The sequence below is a fragment of the Marinobacter sp. B-12 genome (genome assembly GCF_056857915.1).
In genome coordinates this window covers 86,644-105,827 of the sequence record NZ_JBSXOB010000052.1, presented here as the reverse complement: position 1 = coordinate 105,827, position 19,184 = coordinate 86,644, and the positions used below count along the sequence as shown (strand labels likewise).

At 55.9% G+C, this 19,184-nt stretch carries 16 protein-coding genes; 13 read left to right on the top strand and 3 right to left on the bottom strand.

The annotated features are described in order from the left end of the window. Window positions 1-7: 7 nt before the first annotated feature. Window positions 8-934, bottom strand: a complete 927-nt coding sequence (locus AC13D2_RS09870) for an NAD(P)-dependent oxidoreductase (RefSeq protein ID WP_367187239.1) — start codon at window positions 932-934, stop codon at window positions 8-10. A 66-nt stretch (window positions 935-1,000) separates the two neighbouring features. Beyond that, complete coding sequence (gltA, locus tag AC13D2_RS09865; RefSeq protein WP_292048210.1) at window positions 1,001-2,275, bottom strand: citrate synthase; 1,275 nt, start codon at window positions 2,273-2,275, stop codon at window positions 1,001-1,003. A 456-nt stretch (window positions 2,276-2,731) separates the two neighbouring features. On the opposite strand from gltA, the gene sdhC reads away from it, so the two are divergent. From sdhC to rluB, 13 genes are all read left to right on the top strand, one after another. Further along, complete coding sequence (gene sdhC / locus AC13D2_RS09860) at window positions 2,732-3,106, top strand: succinate dehydrogenase, cytochrome b556 subunit (RefSeq protein ID WP_036208076.1); 375 nt, start codon at window positions 2,732-2,734, stop codon at window positions 3,104-3,106. Continuing rightward, window positions 3,100-3,444 carry a succinate dehydrogenase, hydrophobic membrane anchor protein gene (gene sdhD / locus AC13D2_RS09855; protein ID WP_300500521.1) on the top strand — a complete coding sequence of 115 codons (345 nt, stop codon included), beginning with the start codon at window positions 3,100-3,102 and terminating at the stop codon, window positions 3,442-3,444. Before sdhC ends, sdhD begins: the two co-directional genes overlap by 7 nt. Window positions 3,445-3,447: 3 nt before the next feature. Then, the gene (sdhA, locus tag AC13D2_RS09850; protein WP_292048212.1) at window positions 3,448-5,220 is read left to right on the top strand and encodes a succinate dehydrogenase flavoprotein subunit; all 1,773 of its coding nucleotides are present in this window, start codon (window positions 3,448-3,450) and stop codon (window positions 5,218-5,220) included. A gap of 13 nt (window positions 5,221-5,233) precedes the next feature. Continuing rightward, entirely contained in the window at window positions 5,234-5,938 is a 705-nt protein-coding gene (locus tag AC13D2_RS09845; RefSeq protein WP_421910705.1) for a succinate dehydrogenase iron-sulfur subunit, read from the top strand. 307 nt (window positions 5,939-6,245) lie between these two features. Then, window positions 6,246-9,083, top strand: a complete 2,838-nt coding sequence (locus AC13D2_RS09840) for a 2-oxoglutarate dehydrogenase E1 component (protein WP_300498370.1) — start codon at window positions 6,246-6,248, stop codon at window positions 9,081-9,083. A 25-nt stretch (window positions 9,084-9,108) separates the two neighbouring features. Next, on the top strand, window positions 9,109-10,359 hold the full coding sequence (gene odhB / locus AC13D2_RS09835; protein WP_300498372.1) for a 2-oxoglutarate dehydrogenase complex dihydrolipoyllysine-residue succinyltransferase: 1,251 nt from the start codon (window positions 9,109-9,111) through the stop codon (window positions 10,357-10,359). A gap of 35 nt (window positions 10,360-10,394) precedes the next feature. Next, window positions 10,395-11,834, top strand: a complete 1,440-nt coding sequence (gene lpdA, locus AC13D2_RS09830; protein ID WP_300498374.1) for a dihydrolipoyl dehydrogenase — start codon at window positions 10,395-10,397, stop codon at window positions 11,832-11,834. Between the two features lie 175 nt (window positions 11,835-12,009). Next, window positions 12,010-13,176, top strand: a complete 1,167-nt coding sequence (gene sucC, locus AC13D2_RS09825; protein ID WP_300498376.1) for an ADP-forming succinate--CoA ligase subunit beta — start codon at window positions 12,010-12,012, stop codon at window positions 13,174-13,176. Continuing rightward, complete coding sequence (sucD, locus tag AC13D2_RS09820) at window positions 13,176-14,048, top strand: succinate--CoA ligase subunit alpha (protein ID WP_300498378.1); 873 nt, start codon at window positions 13,176-13,178, stop codon at window positions 14,046-14,048. The genes sucC and sucD overlap by 1 nt, the downstream gene beginning before the upstream one ends. 179 nt (window positions 14,049-14,227) lie before the next feature. After that, a complete protein-coding gene (locus AC13D2_RS09815; protein ID WP_300498381.1) occupies window positions 14,228-15,442 on the top strand; it encodes a tryptophan--tRNA ligase in 1,215 nt (404 codons plus the stop codon). A gap of 29 nt (window positions 15,443-15,471) precedes the next feature. Then, window positions 15,472-16,314 carry a segregation and condensation protein A gene (locus tag AC13D2_RS09810; RefSeq protein ID WP_300498383.1) on the top strand — a complete coding sequence of 281 codons (843 nt, stop codon included), beginning with the start codon at window positions 15,472-15,474 and terminating at the stop codon, window positions 16,312-16,314. After that, window positions 16,311-16,973: an SMC-Scp complex subunit ScpB gene (gene scpB / locus AC13D2_RS09805; protein ID WP_482938552.1), complete on the top strand. Its 663-nt coding sequence runs from the start codon at window positions 16,311-16,313 to the stop codon at window positions 16,971-16,973. The genes AC13D2_RS09810 and scpB overlap by 4 nt, the downstream gene beginning before the upstream one ends. A 36-nt stretch (window positions 16,974-17,009) precedes the next feature. After that, on the top strand, window positions 17,010-17,984 hold the full coding sequence (gene rluB, locus AC13D2_RS09800) for a 23S rRNA pseudouridine(2605) synthase RluB (RefSeq protein WP_292048218.1): 975 nt from the start codon (window positions 17,010-17,012) through the stop codon (window positions 17,982-17,984). Here the strand turns inward: rluB and AC13D2_RS09795 are convergent, their stop codons facing one another. Then, window positions 17,985-18,914 (bottom strand): GGDEF domain-containing protein, encoded by a 930-nt coding sequence (locus AC13D2_RS09795; protein WP_292048219.1) that lies wholly within the window; start codon window positions 18,912-18,914, stop codon window positions 17,985-17,987. It lies immediately after the preceding gene. Between the last annotated feature and the right edge of the window lie 270 nt (window positions 18,915-19,184).

The window sequence follows — 19,184 nt, the reverse complement described above, 5'->3', positions numbered from 1 at the left end:
ACGAACCTCAGGATTTCTTGCGTAGCCGTTGTATCAACGAAGAAGTATCCCAGCGGCTACCTCCCATCTGCTGAACATCTCCATAGAACTGGTCGACGATCGCAGCGACCGGGATCCTGGCGCCATTCTTTCGCGCCTCTTCCAGGCAGATCGCCAGGTCCTTGCGCATCCAGTCAACAGCGAAACCGTGTTCGAACTCACCATCAATCATGGTGCCTGAGCGGTTTTCCATCTGCCATGACTGCGCGGCTCCCTTGGATATAACGTCGACGACCTTGCGCACGTCCAGCTCTGCCTGTTCGGCAAAGTGAAGGGCTTCCGACAGCCCCTGAACCAGGCCAGCGATGGCAATCTGGTTTACCATTTTTGTTTTCTGTCCGCTGCCGACCGGACCCATATGGGTCAGGGCCTTGGCGTAACGTTCCATCAGTGGTTTCGCTTGCGAAAAAGCGTCGGCCTCCCCGCCACACATGATGGTAAGCTGGCCGTTTTCCGCGCCTTGTTGACCACCGGATACCGGCGCGTCAACAAACTCAAGGTTGCGGGCCCTGGCGAGCTGACCCAGTTGCTCCGCAATGCCTGCAGAGGCAGTTGTGTGGTCGATTAACACGGCGTTGGGCTTGGCGTTGGCAATGATACCCTCCGGGCCTTCGTAGACTTTTTTCAGGTCAACATCGGCACCCACGCAGGTAAACACAAAGTCTGCTTCACCAACGGCGGCCGCTATGGAGTTGCAGGCCGTTCCGTTGTATTCGCTGGCCCAAGTCTCTGCTTTGCCATGTGTTCGGTTCCATACCCGGACTGAAAAGCCCGCATTTGCCAGGTGGCCCGCCATTGGGTAGCCCATTACGCCGAGACCGATAAATGCTGCCGTTACGTTCATCACTGTTTCTCCGGACGTGGTTGTTGTTTGCGTGAAGGAAATATCAATCATTGCAGAATGTGAGGGCACAAAAAAGGCCGCTGGTATAGCGGCCTTTCGATTACGGCTATCCGAATGCTATTTCTTGGGGTAGCTCCTTGCTTCGGAGCCTGTATACAGCTGGCGCGGCCGGCCAATGCGATAGTCGCCGCTGACCATTTCATTCCAGTGTGAGAACCAGCCAATGGTCCGCGAAAGTGCGAATATGACGGTAAACATGGACGTCGGAATGCCAATGGCCTTGAGAATCAGGCCGGAGTAAAAGTCTACGTTCGGGTAAAGTTTGCGCTGGACGAAATATTCGTCTTCAAGGGCAATTTTCTCGAGACGTTGTGCGATCTTCAGGAGAGGATCATTCTCCAGGCCAAGCTCGGTCAGGACTTCGTGCGCGGTTTCAGCCATCACTTTGGCGCGCGGGTCGAAGTTCTTGTAGACCCGGTGGCCAAAGCCCATTAGGCGGAAGGGGTCATCCTTGTCCTTCGCCTTGGCTATGAATTTCTCGATGTTGGACTCGTCCCCGATTTCCGCAAGCATGTCCAGAACAGCTTCGTTGGCGCCGCCATGGGCGGGGCCCCAGAGAGCCGCGATGCCAGACGCGATGCACGCGTAGGGGTTGGCGCCGGTAGAGCCGGCCAGGCGCACGGTTGAGGTCGACGCGTTCTGTTCGTGATCGGCGTGCAGGATGAAAATCTTGTCCATCGCCTTGGCCAGGATCGGGTTCGGCCTGTATTCCTCGCAGGGAACACCAAACATCATTTGCAGGAAGTTTTCGGAGTAGGTCAGGTCGTTGCGAGGGTACATGAACGGCTGGCCAATGCTGTACTTGTAACACCAGGCTGCAATGGTCGGCATTTTCGCAACCAGGCGGTGGGCGGTGATTTCCCGCTGCTCGACGTTGGTTACGTCCATCTGGTCGTGATAGAAGGCTGACAGGGCTCCAACGACACCACACATGATGGCCATCGGATGCGCATCACGGCGAAAACCCTGGAAGAAGTTGCGCATCTGGTCGTGCAACATCGTGTGGTTTTTGATGGTGTCATGGAAGCGCTTATTCTCTTCCGCGGTCGGCAGCTCGCCGTTAAGCAGAAGGTAGCAGACTTCCAGGTAGTCCGAGTTCTCTGCCAGCTCCTCTATAGGGTAGCCCCGGTGAAGGAGAACGCCCTTGGCTCCGTCAATGTAGGTGATCTGGGATTCGCAGGCTGCGGTGGAAACAAATCCAGGGTCGTACGTAAAAACGCCTTCCTGGACAAGGCCTCTCACGTCAATGACGTCAGGGCCGACGGTGCCTGAGTAAACCGGTAGCTCAATGGACTTGTCACCCACCGAAAGCGTGGCTTTCCTGTCGGTCATGGTGCTCTCCTATTTATCAGCATTTGGAAGCGCTAGAAGGCGCGTATTATCGCAAAACTGGCGGCAAAATATAGGGCGTTGGCTTTTTTTGTCAATGGAGGAGGCAATAAAACCCATTATTTGACGGTTCCTGTAAATCAGGGAAATCCGGAATACGGCCGCTTTCGCGGTCGAATTGGATTTGTCAATCCTCTTTATAGAGGGTCCTGGAGCCTGATTTTACGGGCTCTGGCAGAGTTGCGCGTTTGTAATTGAAAAGGGTACTCCTTATAATCCGTAGCCCGGAATCGGGGATATAACAGGCCGCAGCGCCAGATCTTAGAAGAGCGCATGCCGGTTTTCTCCCTCCTGAACACATCGTGTGCCGGATCCGTCCAGCATGCCGATCGTTACATACCAACCATCCGCATCCGGTTTTTCCGGCCCCGCGGAACCAAGAGAGAGTGTGAGAGCGCTGTGAATAGCAAACGACCAGTAAATCTCGATCTCGGCAAGTTTCATTTTCCGCTGCCAGCCATCACGTCCATACTGCATCGCGTCAGTGGCATCATCATTTTTGTGGGTGTTGCTTTCATGCTGTACGGGCTTCAGCTTTCCCTTTCCGGGGAAGAGGGCTTCAGTCGGGTTAGTGGCTTGCTGGACAGCTTCCTTGCGAAGCTGATTACCTGGGGCATTCTGTCTGCCTTGCTGTACCACCTGGTTGCGGGTATCAAGCACCTGCTGATGGACATGGGCATCGGCGAAGAGCTGGAAAGTGGCCGGCTCGCGGCGAAAGCCACAGTCGTGATCTCCGTTATTCTCATCCTTCTGGCAGGAGTCTGGGTATGGTGAACAGCGTAACGAATCTCGGGCGCAGCGGCGTTTTCGACTGGATGATCCAGCGTGTTACCGCCTACGTGCTTGCTCTGTATACAGTTTTTCTTTTCGGGTTCATCCTGACCACTGACGTTACTTACGACAGCTGGTCGGCGCTTTTCGACCAGACCTGGTTCCGTATCTTTACCCTGCTTGCACTGCTCTCAATTGGCGCGCACGCCTGGGTGGGGCTCTGGACAGTGACAACGGATTACATCAAAGCGACCTTGCCGCGCTTCCTGGTACAGGCACTGTGTGGTCTGGCCATGTTCGTGTATTTGGTCTGGGGCATTCAGATTCTTTGGGGGCTTTAATTAATGGCTAACATCAAGACCATGTCTTATGACGCGATTGTTATCGGTGGCGGCGGTGCCGGTATGCGTGCCGCCCTGCAACTGACAGAATCTGGCGTCAATACCGCATGTATCACCAAGGTATTTCCGACCCGTTCCCATACTGTGTCTGCCCAAGGTGGTATTACCTGCGCGATCGCCAGCGCCGATCCCAATGATGACTGGCGCTGGCACATGTACGACACTGTTAAGGGTTCTGACTACATCGGTGACCAGGACGCGATAGAGTATATGTGTTCCGTGGGTCCGCAGGCGGTTTTCGAGCTCGAGCATATGGGGCTACCGTTCTCCCGTACCGAGCAGGGCCGTATCTACCAGCGTCCGTTTGGTGGTCAGTCCAAAGGGCCGGACAACCCCGCTCAGGCGGCGCGTACCTGTGCCGCTGCAGACCGTACCGGGCACGCACTCCTGCACACGCTTTATCAGGCCAATCTGAAAGGCGGAACCACCTTCCTGAACGAGTGGTACGCCGTAGACCTGGTCAAGAACAGTAAAAACGAAGTGGTCGGTGTTGTCGCCATCGAAATCGAGAGCGGCGAGGTGGCATACATCAAGTGCAAGGCGACGGTTCTGGCGACCGGCGGAGCAGGGCGCATCTACGCCTCTACCACCAACGCCCTGATCAACACCGGCGACGGTATTGGCATGGCGCTCCGTGCTGGTTTCCCGATGCAGGATATGGAAATGTGGCAATTCCATCCTACGGGCATCCACGGTGCCGGAACTCTGGTGACCGAAGGTTGTCGCGGTGAAGGCGGTTACCTGATCAATTCCGAGGGTGAGCGCTTCATGGAGCGTTATGCACCGAACGCCAAAGATCTGGCTGGACGTGACGTTGTTGCCCGCTCAATGGTTATTGAGATCCTTGAAGGTCGTGGCTGTGGCCCAGAGAAGGATCACGTTCTGTTGAAGCTGGACCACCTCGGGGAGGAAACGTTGAATCTGCGCCTGCCGGGTATTTGTGAGCTTTCACGTACCTTTGCGCATGTGGACCCGGTTAAAGAGCCTGTACCGGTTGTGCCGACCTGTCACTACATGATGGGCGGGATTCCGACCAACGTAGGCGGTCAGGCCCTGACTCAGGATGAAAATGGCAACGATACGCCGATTCCCGGGTTGTTCGCCTGCGGTGAAGCCGCTTGTGTTTCCGTGCACGGGGCGAATCGCCTGGGTGGCAACTCTTTGTTGGATCTGGTGGTGTTCGGTCGTGCTGCTGGCCTGCACATTGAAGAGCAGCTTCGCGGCGGCTTTGAAGTCGATGGCGCCAGTGAGGAAGACATCAAGAACGCCATGGCGCGCCTTGACCGCCTGAACAGCGCATCGGAAGGTGAGAGCGTTGCCGAAGTGCGTAAGGATCTGCAGAACTGCATGCAGCTTTATTTCGGCGTGTTCCGTGACGGCAAGAGCATGGAAGAAGGTCTTGAAAAGCTGGAGGCGATTGGCAAGCGTGTGCGCAATACCAAGCTTGCGGACACCAGCAATGCATTCAACACTGCGCGTATTGAAGCCCTTGAGCTCGACAACCTGTATGAAGTTGCCCTTGCAACGGCTGTTTCAGCCTATGAGCGTAAGGAAAGCCGTGGTGCTCATGCCCGTAACGACTTTACCGAGCGCGATGATGAAAACTGGCTGAAACATTCGCTGTACTTCCCACTGGACAAGCGTGTTGGCAAGCGTGATGTAAACTTCGCTCCGAAAACGGTGGATACATTCCAGCCGAAGATCCGGACTTACTAAGGGGGATTGAGCAATGTTAGTAAGCCTTTACCGTTACAACCCGGAAACCGACAATGCGCCCTATATGCAGGACGTTGAGCTGGATATCCCGGAAGGAAAGGACCTGATGGTTCTGGATGTTCTGAACCTGGTCAAGGAGCAAGACCCCTCAATGGCTTACCGCCGTTCCTGCCGTGAAGGTGTATGCGGGTCGGACGGTATGAACATGAACGGGAAGAACGGTCTTGCCTGTATCACGCCGCTGTCGGAAGTGCTCAAGAACAACAAGCTGGTTGTTCGTCCATTGCCGGGCCTGCCCGTGATTCGTGACCTGGTTGTGGACATGAGCCTGTTCTACAAGCAGTACGAGAAGGTCATGCCGTACCTGGTCAACGACAATCCGGCGCCTGCTATTGAGCGTTACCAGTCACCGGAAGACCGGGAAAAGCTGGACGGCCTGTACGAGTGTATTCTCTGTGCCTGCTGTTCCACGGCTTGCCCCTCATTCTGGTGGAATCCGGACAAGTTCGTTGGTCCGGCCGGATTGCTGCAAGCATACCGGTTTCTGGCCGACAGCCGCGATACCGCACAGGATGAGCGTCTTGCCAATCTGGATGATCCGTTCAGCGTATTCCGCTGTCGGGGCATCATGAACTGTGTCAGCGTTTGTCCAAAAGGCCTCAACCCAACACGGGCGATTGGTCACATTCGGAACCTTCTGCTACAGCGGGCTACATAAGCAGAATCTGAAACAGACGCTATACTGTGCTGACAAGGCTCGCACCCGGAAGGGCTCGCAACGATGCGGGCCCTTCAACCAAAGGCTTATAGTCAAAAGTCTTAGCAGGGTGCACACTACGCAGGCCGTGACGGGAGCTTAAAAGGCTCCTGACGGTTTGCTGAGTATAATAACCACCGGGGAACGGAAAACATCCTTGTTGGATGTGGTGGCCACAGTCGATCCCGTAAAAACCCGTATTGACTCAGATATACCCCTGGCCGACCATAGCCAGCTCCCCGCACCAGCCCAAGGTGAGCTATTCAAAATGCACGAAAGCATAATGGAGCAGTTGTGGCAGACTTCCCACCTACAAGGGGGGAATCTCGCCTATGTTGAACAGCTTTTCGAAACCTACCTGACAGACCCCAATGCCGTTCCCGAAGAGTGGCGCAGCTATTTCGATAAACTTCCCAGCGTGGATGGCTACAAAGGTCGCGATATAGATCATTCGTCCATCCGTCAGCAATTCGAGCACATATCCCGCAATCAGCGCTTCCTCGCCAGCAGTGGTGTACCTGCCAGTGCTACGGTTGATGCAGACAAAAAGCAGATTCGTGTTCTCCAGTTAATTAATGCCTTCCGTTTCCGTGGCCACCAGGAAGCAAAGCTGGATCCACTTGGCGTCTGGAATCGCCCGCAGGTTGAGGATCTTGATCCATCCTTTCACGAGCTGTCGGAAGCCGACTACGATCTGGAGTTTCAGACCGGTTCACTGAATTTCGGCTCTGAAACGATGAAGCTTCGGGACATCGTTGGTGGCCTTCGGCAGACGTACTGTGAAAGCATCGGCGCAGAATACATGCACGTTGTGGACACTCGTATCAAACGTTGGTTCCAGCAACGCATGGAACCGGTTCGGTCGCGCCCCAACTACGAGTCCGGAACCCGCAAGCATTTGCTGGAACGGTTGACCGCAGCCGAAGGCCTTGAAAAATATCTGGGTTCCCGCTATCCAGGCGTGAAACGATTTGGCCTTGAAGGCGCCGAGAGCCTGATTCCTTGTCTGGATGAGCTGATCCAGCGAGCCGGCAGTTACGGCGCCAAGGAAATTGTGTTGGGTATGGCCCACCGGGGCAGATTGAACGTTCTGGTTAATACGCTCGGCAAGAACCCGAAAGAACTGTTTGATGAGTTCGAAGGTAAGAAACTCGCGGATTCCGGTTCCGGTGATGTCAAATACCACCAGGGTTTTTCCTCCAACGTCATGACCGAGGGCGGCGAAATTCACCTTGCACTGGCGTTTAACCCATCGCACCTGGAAATTGTGTCTCCGGTGGTGGAAGGCTCTGTCCGTGCCCGCCAGACCCGGCGCAAAGACCCGAACGGCACCCAGTGTGTACCCATTATTATGCACGGTGACGCAGCGTTCGCCGGGCAGGGTGTGGTGATGGAAACCTTCCAGATGTCCCAGACCCGGGGCTACGGTGTTGGCGGTACCATTCACATTGTCATCAACAATCAGGTCGGTTTTACCACCAGTAAGCAGGAAGACGCCCGTTCAACGGAATACTGCACCGATGTGGCCAAGATGATCCAGGCCCCGATCCTGCACGTGAATGCGGACGATCCCGAGGCCGTCATGTTTGTGACCCAGATGGCCATGGATTACCGCCACGAGTTCAAGAACGATGTGGTGATCGATCTGGTGTGCTATCGCCGCCGTGGACACAACGAAGCGGATGAGCCGGCCGCGACCCAACCGGTGATGTACGAAAAGATTCGCAAACTGACAACCACCCGCAACCTCTATGCGGAAAAGCTGGTTGCCGACGGCGTGATCGGCGAGGAAGAAGCCAAGCAGATCGAGCTGAACTACCGGGACGAACTGGATAAGGGCGACCACGTGGTCAAGTCCCTGGTCAAGGAGCCTAACAAGGATCTGTATGTCGACTGGACGCCGTATCTGGGCCATGAGTGGACTGCAAAGTGCAAATCCAGTGTTGCCCTTAAGACAATCCAGAAGCTGGGCAAAAAGCTGACTCACGTGCCGGAAGGCTTCAGTGTTCAGCGTCAGGTGTCCAAGATTGTCAGCGATCGCGAAAAAATGACCGCCGGCGCGCTGCCGATCAACTGGGGCTACGGTGAGGTAATGGCTTACGCCACCCTTCTGAACGAAGGGCATCCCATCCGGATTACCGGCCAGGACGTTGGTCGTGGCACCTTCTCTCACCGCCACGCGGTACTGCACAACCAGAAGGACGGTGCCCACCATATTGCCCTGGAGCACATTGCCGAGAACCAGCCGAAGTTTGAAATCTACGACTCACTGCTCTCAGAAGAGGCAGTGATGGCGTTCGAGTATGGTTATTCCACCACGGCACCCAATGGTCTTGTGGTCTGGGAAGCCCAGTTCGGTGACTTCGCCAACGGCGCCCAAGTGGTGATTGACCAGTTCCTGACCAGTGGTGAGCACAAGTGGGGTCGTTTGTGCGGCCTTACCCTGCTGTTGCCACATGGCTATGAAGGTCAGGGTCCGGAGCACAGTTCGGCAAGGCTGGAGCGTTTCCTGCAGTTGTCCGCGGAACACAACATTCAGGTTTGCGTGCCAACCACGCCATCCCAGGTGTTCCATATGCTGCGTCGTCAGGTCAAGCGCCCGCTGCGTAAACCTCTGGTTGCGATTACGCCAAAGAGCCTGTTGCGTCATAAGGAAGCCACCTCGGAACTGGACGACCTGACATCGGGTACCTTCAAGACAGTACTGCCGGAGAAAGAACCCTCCGACCCGAAAAAAGTCACTCGTCTGATACTGTGCAGCGGTAAGGTCTACTTCGACCTGCTGGAGCGCAAGAAAGCGGACGAGCGGGATGACGTTGCTATTGTTCGTATCGAACAGCTATACCCATTCCCGGGAGACGATCTGGACGAGCTCCTGAGCCAGCACAGCAAGCTCAAGCACGTGGTCTGGTGCCAGGAAGAGCCCATGAATCAGGGGGCCTGGTATTGCAGCCAGCATCATATGCGCAATGCGCTGCATCGTCATAATCCCAAGCTGTATCTTCAGTATGCCGGTCGTGACGCCTCTGCTGCTCCGGCCTGTGGCCATATGTCGGTTCACATTGAAGAACAGAAAAAACTGGTTAACGACGCGTTTGAAATCTGACGAGCTACCGAACTAAGGATCCGAGATGTCAACTGAAATAAAAGCCCCAGTATTCCCAGAGTCGGTCGCAGAGGGGACAGTCGCGACCTGGCATAAGCAGCCTGGCGAAGCCTGTTCACGTGACGAACTGATTGTCGATATTGAAACCGACAAGGTCGTACTCGAGGTGGTAGCTCCGGCGGATGGTGTTATCGAGGAAGTACTCAAGGGCGAAGGCGACACCGTAGAAAGTGGTGAAGTCGTCGGTAAGTTCAAGGAAGGTGCGGCTGGTGACTCCATGCCTGCAGCCAAGGATGACAGCAAGAAAGAAGAAAGTAAGTCCGAAGCGACTTCGGAAAAGTCCTCCGAAGCACCTGCCAAGTCCTCTGGCGAAGCCATCCTCAGCCCGGCGGCGCGTAAGCTGGCGGAGGAGAACAGCGTTGATCCAGGCGCCGTTGAAGGTACCGGAAAAGACGGTCGAGTGACCAAGGAAGACGTTCAAAATCATATAGATGCTGGGAAATCTTCAGGGTCTACTTCAGCTTCTGAGTCGAAGCCGGCCGGCGATATGCCGCAGGTGGATGTTGGTTCCGGCGAGCGTCCGGAGAAGCGCGTTCCCATGACCCGTCTGCGCGCCAGTATCGCCAAGCGACTGGTCAATGCCCAGCAGACTGCTGCCATGCTTACCACGTTCAACGAAGTGAACATGGGGCCGGTCATGGAGCTGCGTAAACAATACAAGGAAAGCTTCGAGAAGCGTCATGGGGTCAAGCTCGGTTTCATGTCCTTCTTTACCAAGGCGGCGACCGAAGCCCTGAAGCGATTCCCGGCGGTCAATGCCTCCATCGACGGCAACGACATGGTTTACCATGGTTACCAGGATATCGGTATTGCGGTTTCAAGCGATCGCGGTCTGGTCGTGCCCGTGGTTCGTGACACTGATGCGCTCGGCCTGGCCGGCATTGAGAAGAAAATCGTCGAGTACGGAACCAAGGCCAAAGACGGCAAGCTCGGCATCGAGGATATGACCGGTGGCACCTTTACCATCACCAACGGTGGTATCTTCGGTTCACTGATCTCCACGCCGATCCTCAACCCGCCACAGACGGCTATCCTGGGTATGCACAAGATTCAGGAGCGTCCGATGGCTGTGAACGGCAAGGTCGAGATTCAGCCGATGATGTATCTGGCGCTTTCCTACGACCACCGCATGATCGATGGCAAGGAAGCAGTGCAGTTCCTGGTGGCTATCAAGGAAATGCTTGAAGACCCGGCGCGCATTCTGCTGGACGTCTGAGCTGACACTTAACGAATTGGATAACGGGATAAAACATGTCTGACAAGTACGACGTAATCGTCATTGGCGCTGGCCCGGGCGGCTATGTTGCCGCCATCAAAGCGGCTCAGCTGGGCCTGAAAACCGCGTGCATCGAGTCCTGGACCGACAAGGAAGGCAAGAACCGGCTTGGCGGTACCTGCCTGAATGTGGGCTGCATTCCTTCCAAGGCGTTGCTGGAGATTTCCCACAAATATGAGGAGGCCAGCCACGATTTTGCCGAGCAGGGCATTATCGCCAAGGAAGTCGGCTTCGACATCGCCAAGATGATGAAGCGCAAGGAAGGCATCGTGGACCAGCTGACCGGTGGTATCGGTGGCCTGTTCAAGTCCAACGGCGTTACACCGATCTATGGCCACGGGAAACTGTTGGCCAACCGCAACGTGGAAGTTACCGATAAGGATGGTAAGACCAAAACCTACGAGGCGGAAAATGTCATTATTGCGACTGGCTCCAAGCCGATCCAGATTCCGCCCGCACCTTTCGACGGCAAGTACATTGTCGATTCCGAGGGCGCACTGGAATTCACTGAGGTTCCCAAGCGTGTTGGTGTTATTGGCGCCGGCGTTATTGGTTTGGAGCTCGGTAGTGTTTGGGCCCGCCTGGGTGCAGAGGTAACGGTACTTGAAGCTGTTGATACCTTCCTGCCAGTGGTTGACCAGCAGGTTGCCAAGGATGCGTTGAAACAGTTCCAGAAACAGGGCCTTAACATTGTGCTGGGCGCACGTATGACCGGTGCCGAAGTCAAGCGCAAGCTGGTTAACGTGACCTATGAGGATTCCAAGGGTAAGCAGGAAGCCAAGTTCGACAAGTTGATCGTCGCTGTTGGCCGTCGCCCCTATACCGATAACCTGCTGTCTGAAGACTCCGGTGTAAAGATGGACGAGCGCGGTTTCATCTTCGTGGATGACAACTGTAAAACCGAAGCGCCGGGTGTCTGGGCGGTTGGCGACGTGGTTCGTGGCCCGATGCTGGCCCACAAGGCATCCGAAGAAGGCGTTATGGTTGCTGAGCGTATTGCCGGGCACAAGCCGCAGGTTAACTACGATTGCATCCCGAACGTGATCTACACCTCGCCGGAAGTTGCCTGGGTCGGGAAGACCGAGCAGGAGATGAAAGCCGAAGGTGAAGAGTACAATGTGGGTACGTTCCCGTTTGCCGCCAATGGTCGCGCCATGGCTGCGAATGCGGCGTCCGGCATGGTCAAGATCATCGCCGACGCGAAAACCGACCGCATTGTCGGTTTCCACGTGGTGGGCCCGCAGGCCTCTGAAATCGTAGCTCAGGGTGTCATCGCCATGGAGTTTGGTTCCAGTGCAGAAGATCTTGCCCTGACCTGTTTTGCACATCCGACTCTGTCCGAGTCTGTGCATGAAGCGGCTCTGGGTGTTGCCGGCGGAGCGATTCACATCGCCAACCGTCGCAAAAAGAAGTAACGCGAGCCAGGAAACAGGGGCGCCAATGACGGCGCCCCGCTGCTATTAAAACGGCTGGTTTCCGGTCGCGTTAAGGATGCGCTGAGGTGATCCCCGGCGCGTCGAACCGAATTCGCATAGCGCGGGTTCAATTTCCGTATGTGGTTATCCTCCATCAGAAAGCGGGACATTAACTATGAATTTGCATGAATATCAGGGCAAACAGCTTTTCGCTGAATATGGCCTGCCAGTATCCCAGGGCGTTGCCTGCGATACCCCTCAGGAAGCCGTAGCGGCTGCCACCGAAATCGGTGGTGACGCATGGGTTGTAAAGGCACAGGTTCACGCTGGTGGCCGAGGTAAGGCCGGTGGTGTAAAGCTGGTCAAGAGCAAAGACGAAATCCGTGCCTTCGCTGAAAACTGGCTCGGCAAGAATCTGGTGACTTACCAGACCGATGAAAACGGCCAGCCAGTCAGCAAGATTCTTGTTGAGTCCCTTACCGATATCGACCAGGAACTCTATCTGGGTGCGGTTGTCGATCGCGGTACTCGCCGTATCGTGTTCATGGCCTCCACCGAAGGTGGTGTTGAGATCGAACAGGTTGCCGAAGAAACTCCGGAAAAGATCCTGAAAGCCGAAATCGACCCGCTGGTCGGCGCGCAGCCGTACCAGGGGCGCGAACTCGCTTTTAAATTGGGTCTCGAAGGCAAGCAGATCGGTCAGTTTACCAAGATTTTCATGGGTCTGGCGAAACTGTTTGAAGATCGTGATCTGGCGCTGCTGGAGATTAACCCACTGGTTATCACGCCAGCCGGGGATCTGCATTGCCTGGACGCCAAGATCGGTGTTGATGGCAACGCCCTGTACCGTCAGAAGAAGATCCATGAGATGCACGATCCCTCCCAGGAAGATTCCCGGGAAGCCGAAGCTGCCAAATGGGAACTCAACTACGTGGCTCTGGATGGCAACATCGGCTGCATGGTTAACGGCGCTGGGTTGGCCATGGGTACCATGGACATCATCAAGCTGTCCGGCGGCCAGCCTGCGAACTTCCTGGACGTTGGCGGCGGTGCCACCAAAGAACGCGTTTCCGAAGCGTTCAAGATCATCCTGTCTGACGACAACGTAAAAGCGGTACTGGTCAACATCTTCGGCGGCATTGTTCGCTGTGACATGATTGCCGAGGGCATCATCGGCGCCGTAAAAGATGTTGGCGTCAAGGTTCCTGTGGTTGTGCGTCTGGAAGGTAACAACGCCGAGAAGGGCACTAAAGTACTCGCTGACAGTGGCCTGAACATCATTGCCGCCACCAGTCTGTCGAATGCGGCAGAGCAAGTCGTTAAAGCCGCGGGGGGTAAATAATGAGCATCCTGATTAGCAAAGACACCAAGGTTATCTGCCAGGGCTTTACCGGCGCACAGGGCACGTTCCATTCTGAACAAGCCATTGAGTACGGTACAAAAATGGTTGGTGGCGTAAGCCCCGGTAAGGGCGGCACTGAACACTTGGGTCTGCCGGTGTTCAACACCGTGCGTGAAGCGGTCGAGAAGACGGGCGCCGAAGCTACTGTTATCTACGTTCCTGCGCCGTTCTGTAAAGACGCCATTGTTGAAGCGGCTGACGCTGGTATCCAGCTGATCGTCTGCATCACCGAAGGCATCCCGACCATCGACATGCTCTACGCAAAGGAGTACGTCGATCGCAAGGGTGTTCGCATGATCGGGCCGAACTGCCCGGGTGTGATCACGCCAGGTGAGAGCAAGATCGGTATCATGCCGGGCCACATCCACAAGCCGGGCAAAGTGGGCATTGTGTCCCGCTCAGGTACCCTGACGTATGAAGCGGTCAAGCAAACCACCGACTTCGGTTATGGTCAGTCCACCTGTGTCGGCATCGGTGGTGACCCGATTCCGGGCTCCAACTTCATCGATATCCTGCAGTTGCTGCAGGACGATCCGCAGACAGAAGCCATCGTGATGATCGGCGAAATCGGCGGAACCGCTGAGGAAGAAGCCGCTGCGTTCATCAAGGAAAACGTCAGCAAGCCGGTGGTGTCCTACATCGCGGGTGTGACGGCGCCTCCTGGTAAGCGTATGGGCCACGCCGGTGCGATTATCTCCGGTGGTAAGGGCACGGCGGATGAGAAATTCGCTGCCCTGAACGACGCCGGTGTCAAAACCGTGCGCAGCCTGGCTGAAATCGGCAAGGCGCTGAAGGAAGTGACTGGCTGGTAAAATACCGCCGGTGAAGGAAAGCCCCCGGGTCTGCCATGCGGACTGCCGGGGGCTTTTTGTTTTCTGGCGCCAGTGCAGGTTTTTCAATGCCTTCTTAACGCGGGCCACACATAAGACTATAATGCCCGGTCAGCCTGCAATATGATGGCTGTTCCCTATAAACAAAAGGAGTTCATGCTTTGAGTTCTGTCGATTCCCAGCAACGGATTTTGTCCGGCATGCGTCCCACCGGCAAGTTGCACCTTGGCCATTATCATGGTGTTCTGAAGAACTGGGTCAAACTCCAGCATGAATTCGAATGCTTTTTCTTCGTTGCCGATTGGCACGCGCTGACCACCAACTATGATGATCCCAGCGGTATTGAGGACAGCGTCTGGGATATGGTAATCGACTGGCTTGCGGCAGGCGTCAATCCCGGGTCCTCAACGATGTTCATCCAGTCCAAGGTACCGGAACACGCGGAGCTGCATCTGCTGTTGTCGATGATTACCCCATTGGGCTGGCTCGAGCGCGTCCCCACCTACAAGGATCAGCAGGAGAAACTTCGAGAGAAAGACCTGGCTACCTACGGTTTTCTCGGCTATCCACTGCTGCAGAGCGCGGACATTCTGATGTATCGGGCCGGCCGCGTACCCGTGGGTGCGGATCAGGTGTCCCACGTGGAAATCACGCGCGAAGTCGCTCGCCGCTTCAATCACATCTACGGCCGTGAGCCAGGGTTTGAGGAGCAGGCAGAGGGTGCCATCGTCAAGATGGGCAAGAAGAACGCCAAGCTGTACCGCACTCTGAAGAAGCGTTACCAGGAAGAGGGTGATATGGAAGCCCTGGAAACGGCTCGGGCTTTGCTCAAGGAGCAACAGAACATCTCCCTGGGCGACCGTGAACGGCTGTACGGCTATATCGAAGGTGGTGGCAAGGTGATTCTTCCGGAACCCCAGCCCCTGCTGACACCGGAATCGAAAATGCCGGGACTGGACGGCCAGAAAATGTCCAAGTCCTACAACAACTACATCGGCTTGCGCGAAGACCCTGACAGCGTCGCCCAGAAAGTCCGCACCATGCAGACCGACCCCCAGCGGGTGCGTCGCACCGATCCGGGCGAACCGGAGAAGTGTCCAGTTTGGGGGCTTCATCAGGTTTATTCCGATGCAGATACTCAGGAATGGGTGCAAACCGGCTGCCGCTCGGCGGGCATTGGTTGCCTGGAGTGCAAGAAACCGCTGATTGACTCGATTATTGAAGAGCAGCGCCCCCTGCATGAACGTGCTCGCGAATATGAAGGAAACCCTGATCTGGTTCATGCCATTATTGAAGAGGGTTGCGAGCAAGCCAGGGATGCAGCGAGGGACACCCTTGAGGAAGTTCGTACAGCCATGGGCCTGAACTACCGCTAAGCCCTGACGCTGACGACTTTGGAGAGAGCATGACGGAGGAAACCACAGGCAGTACGACGGCGGATGAGAGTGCTGAGGCACTTGGGGCGCCTGCTGAGCAGGCGCCACTTGCCCGTGTCTCGGGTAAGCCGGTGGTTGACCTGCCGCGTGACCTGTATATTCCCCCCGATGCCCTGGCGGTATTCCTTGAGGCCTTTGAAGGGCCGTTGGATTTGTTGCTGTATCTGATCCGTCGCCAAAACATGGACATCCTCAACATTGATGTCAGCGAGATCACCAAGCAGTACATGGACTACATCGGCGCCGTTGAAGCCATGCGGTTCGAGTTGGCGGCAGAGTATCTGGTTATGGCTGCGACTCTGGCGGAGATAAAATCCAGGATGCTGCTGCCGAGGCAGGAATCCGAGGACGAAGAGGACATCGATCCGCGGGCAGAACTGATACGCAGGCTGCAGCAGTATGAGCGCTTCAAGCAGGCTGCCGAGGATATCGATGATATGCCGCGGCTTGAGCGGGACAATTTTGTTGCCTCTGCTGCGCTGCCCCGGATGCCTTCCAGTCAGCCCCATCCCGACGTGGACTTGCGGGAAATTCTGTTTGCGTTGCAGGGCGTGCTTAAACGCGCAGACCTGTTTACCAGCCACCATGTGGAGCGTGAGCGTTTATCCACCCGTGAACGCATGTCGTCGATATTATCGGTCCTGCGGGATGACCAGTTCGTAACGTTCGAAAGTCTGTTCACTCCGGAGGAGGGACGACTGGGGGTTGTGGTGAGTTTCCTGGCGACCCTGGAACTGGTCAAGGAGCAACTGATCGAAGTGGTCCAAGCCGAGGTGCTGGGCCCGATCCATGTCAGGGCGAGAGCGGTATGAACGAGGAAAATCTCCGCAAAATACAGGCCATAACCGAAGCTGCGTTACTGGCAGCCGGCAAACCCTTATCGGTCGACCAACTACGGGATCTTTTTGAAGAAGGTGAGCGCCCGGCCCGCCAGGTGATGGAGCATGTGCTGCTCTTGCTGGAGCAGTCTTGCCAGGGGCGGGGATTCGAGCTGAAGAAAATAGCCAGTGGTTATCGTCTACAGGTGCGGGAAGAATTTGCTCCGTGGGTAGGGCGCTTATTCGAGGAAAAGCCCCAGAGGTACTCCCGCGCATTGCTGGAGACGTTGGCACTGATTGCCTATCGCCAGCCCATCACCCGTAGTGAAATTGAGGACATTCGGGGTGTCACCGTCAGCAGCAATATTGTTCGTACGTTGCTTGAGCGGGAATGGGTGAGGGTCGTGGGGCACCGCGATGTGCCCGGCAGGCCCGCTATGTATGCAACCACCCGTCAGTTTCTGGACTATTTCAATCTGGAAGGTCTGGAGCAGATGCCGCCCTTGTCAGAAATACGGGACCTGGAAGAAATCGGTCGGGAAATCGAGAAAAACATGCAGGCTGAGATCGAATTCGAATCTCCGGCCCGAAGCACTGGTGGCAATGGGGAAGACTCCAATCCCGACAACGCGCCAGAACAAACACTTCACTGATGCCATCGGCGTCAGCCACTCGTTAAGGACAGATCCATGGCGGCCAATCGCCCCAAGAAACCTGAACAACGGCAGGCGGATGAAACCACCGTTTCCGGCCCGGAGCGCATACAGAAGCTATTGGCGCGTGCTGGCGTGGGATCGCGTCGGGAAGTTGAATCCTGGATCGGGGCCGGTCGCCTGAGCATCAATGGAAAACCGGTTGAACCGGGGCAGAAAGCCACGGTTGATGATCGCATTGAGCTCGACGGCAAGCGCCTGGACATAGTGGCAGGAGCCGAGCTGGTCAGGCGGGTGCTTATCTATAACAAACCAGAGGGTGAGGTCACCACACGCCGCGATCCGGAAGGACGACCGACGGTATTTGATAGTCTTCCCCGGCTTCGTGATCACCGCTGGATTGCCATTGGGCGACTGGACATCAATACCACCGGCCTGGTGCTGTTCACCACCGATGGGGAGCTTGCCAACCGTTTGATGCACCCGTCGCGTCAGATTGATCGAGAATACGCGGTCAGGGTTTTTGGCGACGTGGATGAAGCGATGGTCAAAAGGTTGTCCGAGGGGGTGCTGCTCGACGACGGCATGGCGAAGTTTTCAGACATCAGCGAGGCCGGAGGCAAGGGAATCAACCAATGGTTCCATGTCACGCTTCTGGAAGGCCGTAACCGAGAAGTGCGTAGGCTTTGGGAATCCCAGGGTGTGAGGGTCAGTCGGTTGAAGCGAGTGCGTTACGGGCCAATTTTCCTGCCAAGCCGCCTGACCGTTGGTAAATGGGAAGAGCTGGATCAGAAGGCCGTGGATTCGCTGAGCAAAGCCGTGGATTTGAAGCCGGTAGAGATTCCGGCAAAAACGCCGTCTGAGCAAAAGACCCTTGATCGCAAGCGCCGCAAACAGTCCGGGACGGGGCCACGCAAATCTGGTGGCGCGCGATGGCAGGTCGACAGTGCTGGCCCTTCGACAGGCCGGAAACCATCAGGCAAGCCACCGGCAAAGTCTGGAAAACGCTGATCACTTACTGATAGCGGCGAAAACCCGTGTGCAATTGCGACCATGGGCTTTCGCCCGGTACAGCGCTTCGTCGGCGCGGGCAAGCCACTGGTCAGCAGATTCATCCGCCATTCTCATGGCTACGCCGCAGCTGGCAGTGACCGTAATATTGGTATCCCCGCAGTTCACCACAATGGTGTTGATGAATTCGCGAATACGGTCGCCCACGTCACGAGCGTTTGCCTCGTCGGTATGGGCCAGCAGAATGGCAAACTCTTCTCCGCCAAAGCGGTACACGCTGTCGGAATTCCTGACGGCCTTTTCAAGTTCTTCGGCCGCCAGTTTCAGTATGTGATCCCCCACCACATGGCCGTATTGGTCATTCACCTGTTTGAAATAATCCAGATCGCACAGGATCAGTGAATGTTGTTCTCCATGCCTGTCGCCAAGACAGCAAGCACGGGACAGCGCCTCGTCCATGGCACGCTTATTCGGCACACCGGTCAGCGAGTCCGTTAGAGCCGCCTGCTCGATAGCAATAAACTGACAGGCATTGCGAACAGGGCAGATGGCGACCGCAAGCATCAATTCAATGCCTTCGAGTTCCTGTTCAGTGAACTTCTGCCGACGGCTGAGAGAAAGTGTGCCGTAAAAGCCGCCCTCGAGATTGAGCCGATATTCACAGCGATGGGGGCCGCCCATACCGGTTACGTAGACAAAATCCCGCGACGCTATGGTATGGCGGTAAGTCAGGCAGTCGTGGGGAACTACGCTGGCAATCTCATCGGCCAGAATCGCCAGTTGTGTTTCCAGGCTGAGTGTTGTGGACAGTCTGCGGGTCAGCCGGGTAAGCACGTCCGGAGATTCATTCCAGTCGCGGTGCGCCTGACGCAGGGCAGCGAGTTTCTGAGGTTGTGGTCCGGGCTTGTTGATTGACGGGATGTGTTTCACACAAAGCTGCCTGTTCAGTTATTTTGCCTTCTTTAAGCATAGTTTGAGCCAGTAGTAGAAATAGCCAACAAAAACAGTTTCATAAGGAACATATATCCAGCATTTTTCAGAGGTTGGGGCAGCGTTGGTGCCGGGTGCGTCAAGTTTCCGGCATACGTTTGCCGGCATGACCGGATCGTTAAAATGTCCGACAAGGGGATTGGGCTCACGGGTGCCTGTGGTAAACTTCTGCGCTTATTCTTTGCTGCCAGTAGCGAGTGAGCGACGAAC

Bases quoted from the DNA above. Each gene is read 5' to 3' on its own strand.
- AC13D2_RS09870 (WP_367187239.1), bottom strand. From the start codon at position 934: ATGATTGATATTTCCTTCACGCAAACAACAACCACGTCCGGAGAAACA.
- gltA (WP_292048210.1), bottom strand. From the start codon at position 2,275: ATGACCGACAGGAAAGCCACGCTTTCGGTGGGTGACAAGTCCATTGAG.
- sdhD (WP_300500521.1), top strand. From the start codon at position 3,100: ATGGTGAACAGCGTAACGAATCTCGGGCGCAGCGGCGTTTTCGACTGG.
- sdhA (WP_292048212.1), top strand. From the start codon at position 3,448: ATGGCTAACATCAAGACCATGTCTTATGACGCGATTGTTATCGGTGGC.
- AC13D2_RS09845 (WP_421910705.1), top strand. From the start codon at position 5,234: ATGTTAGTAAGCCTTTACCGTTACAACCCGGAAACCGACAATGCGCCC.
- AC13D2_RS09840 (WP_300498370.1), top strand. From the start codon at position 6,246: ATGCACGAAAGCATAATGGAGCAGTTGTGGCAGACTTCCCACCTACAA.
- odhB (WP_300498372.1), top strand. From the start codon at position 9,109: ATGTCAACTGAAATAAAAGCCCCAGTATTCCCAGAGTCGGTCGCAGAG.
- lpdA (WP_300498374.1), top strand. From the start codon at position 10,395: ATGTCTGACAAGTACGACGTAATCGTCATTGGCGCTGGCCCGGGCGGC.
- sucC (WP_300498376.1), top strand. From the start codon at position 12,010: ATGAATTTGCATGAATATCAGGGCAAACAGCTTTTCGCTGAATATGGC.
- sucD (WP_300498378.1), top strand. From the start codon at position 13,176: ATGAGCATCCTGATTAGCAAAGACACCAAGGTTATCTGCCAGGGCTTT.
- AC13D2_RS09810 (WP_300498383.1), top strand. From the start codon at position 15,472: ATGACGGAGGAAACCACAGGCAGTACGACGGCGGATGAGAGTGCTGAG.
- scpB (WP_482938552.1), top strand. From the start codon at position 16,311: ATGAACGAGGAAAATCTCCGCAAAATACAGGCCATAACCGAAGCTGCG.
- rluB (WP_292048218.1), top strand. From the start codon at position 17,010: ATGGCGGCCAATCGCCCCAAGAAACCTGAACAACGGCAGGCGGATGAA.